The sequence below is a fragment of the Ferruginibacter sp. genome, from assembly GCF_031430955.1.
Lineage (GTDB): Bacteria > Bacteroidota > Bacteroidia > Chitinophagales > Chitinophagaceae > Ferruginibacter.
Genome location: NZ_JANPCM010000719.1, coordinates 1 through 2,157, shown reverse-complemented (window position 1 = coordinate 2,157; position 2,157 = coordinate 1). Strand labels below are relative to the sequence as shown.

Below are 2,157 nucleotides of genomic sequence, written 5' to 3'. Positions count from 1 at the left end.
TGTAAACGGCCGTGTGCCTGTTGTTGCTACCGGTTCATTCGGGTTAACTGTTAGCGATAAAGCAGCATTTACAAAAAAGATTTACGATACCGGTATTAATGCTGTGATATTAATTACCGGCCATTACGCCAATGTAGAAGACAGTGACGACGTGTTGTTGAAAAATTTTGAAACCATGTTTAAACTCACCGGCAATATTCCATTGGGTATGTACGAATGCCCGGCGCCGTACAAGAGAATTATTGGCCCCGATGTTTTTAAAACTTTGTTATCAGCCAACCGGTTGGTGTATCATAAAGACACTTCGATTGATCTGGAAAAAGTAAAAACAAAAATTGATATTGTAAAAGAAACAAAAAGTAACCTCGAGTTTTTTGATGCACATTCACCCAATGCCATTTACAGTTTGCAAATGGGCGCAAAGGGAATGTCATCCATCAGCGGAAATTTTTATCCCGAAATTTTAGTGTGGATGGTGAACAATGCCAACGATCCTGCAATGCAGGAAGAAGTAAAATGGTTGCAGGCAGAAATAAGCCGTGTAGATCCGTTGATACATATCGCTTATCCCATGAGTGCAAAATATTTTTTGCGCAAAAGAGGTTTGCCCGTGCGTACCATCAGCCGTGCCACTGCGTTGGAACTTACACCCGAACAAAAGAAAACTTTAGACGACATTCATGAAAGCTTTAAAACCTGGTGCGATAAATTAAAAATAAAACCTGTTGATGTGGAACAATTGATGTTACCAAAATATCAATTGGATGCTGCTATTTAATTAAATTGCTGTATGAATACATTCTTTTTTTTTGAGCCGGGCTTTAGTAATGCTATTGGACTTCGGTGGTCTGGCCTAAGGCGAGACACTCTTGTACGACATATCTTTACTCAGCTCTTTTTCAATTCAAAACTTCATTACAATTTCATGAGGGTATTTTTTTTATTCTGTGCTTCCGTGCTGCTGTGGCAATCTTCTCTTCATGCACAAGCCAACACTGATAACCAGTTCGCCAAACCACTCAAAGAAGTTTTAAACGACATTCAAAAAAAATACAATGTCACCATAAAATTTGCCGATAGTATGGTGGCCAACAAAAAAGTTACCTACGCCGGTTGGAAATACCGCCCCGATGTAGAACTAACTTTAGAAAGCATTTTAACACCATTAGAATTAAAAGTAAAAAAAGAAGGCGAAAAAAAATATAAACTCAGTGCATATGAATATTTTCGCTGGCAACCTGCAGAAGGTTGGGGAGAGTTAGATAGAATTGCTGCACAATATAAAACACTGCAAGAATGGGAAAGTAGAAAAACAGCATTAAAATTATGTATGAAAGAAGCGTTGCAATTAGCACAGCTTCCTGCATTACCCAATAACAAACCTGTAATTACTGCAGTAAGAAAATTTGATGGCTACACTGTACAAAATATTGCAATAGAAATTTTACCCGGCCTTTGGATAAACGGTTCTTTATACAAACCTGCAAAATACAAAGGCAAAATTCCGGTGATATTAAATCCGGATGGCCATTGGGAAAAACAACGTTACCGTGCCGATTGCCAGTACCGTTGCGCTGCATTTGCAAAAATGGGTGCCATGGCATTCAGTTACGATCTGTTTGCCTGGGGCGAATCGTTATTACAATTTAAATTAGAAGACCACCGCCGCAGTTTATCCATGACGATACAGGCGCTGGGAAGTATTCGCATTCTTGATTATTTATTAGCACAAAAAGATGCCGATACCAATCGTGTAGCCATTACTGGTGGAAGTGGCGCAGGCAGTCATTCCGTTTTAATGACAGCATTAGATGACCGTATAAAAGTCTCTGCACCCGTGGTGGCAATAAGTTCGTATTTCTATGGCGGCTGCCCCTGCGAAAGCGGTATGGATATTCACAGTTGCGGAGGAAGAACAGATAATGTAGAAATTGCTGCCATGGCTGCGCCAAGGCCGCAGTTGCTTATCAGCGATGGTGGCGACTGGACAGATAAAATGCCGGAACATGATTTTCCTTACCTGCAAAAAATGTATGGCTGGTATGGCAAAAAAGATGAGGTGCAGAATGTACACCTGCCAACTGATAAACACGATTTTGGAATTACAAAACGTGTACCGTTGTATAATTTCATGGCAAAATATTTAAACTTAAATAT

2 protein-coding genes are annotated in these 2,157 nt (G+C 39.8%); both read left to right on the top strand.

The features are described 5' to 3' along the window. Nucleotides 1-778, top strand: a 778-nt coding sequence (locus ACY65O_RS20545) for a dihydrodipicolinate synthase family protein (RefSeq protein WP_462222731.1), incomplete at its 5' end; no start/stop codon positions are given. Nucleotides 779-925: 147 nt separating this feature from the next. Then, nucleotides 926-2,157 (top strand): DUF4974 domain-containing protein (locus ACY65O_RS20540; protein ID WP_462222730.1); only part of this gene is annotated, 1,232 nt, incomplete at its 3' end.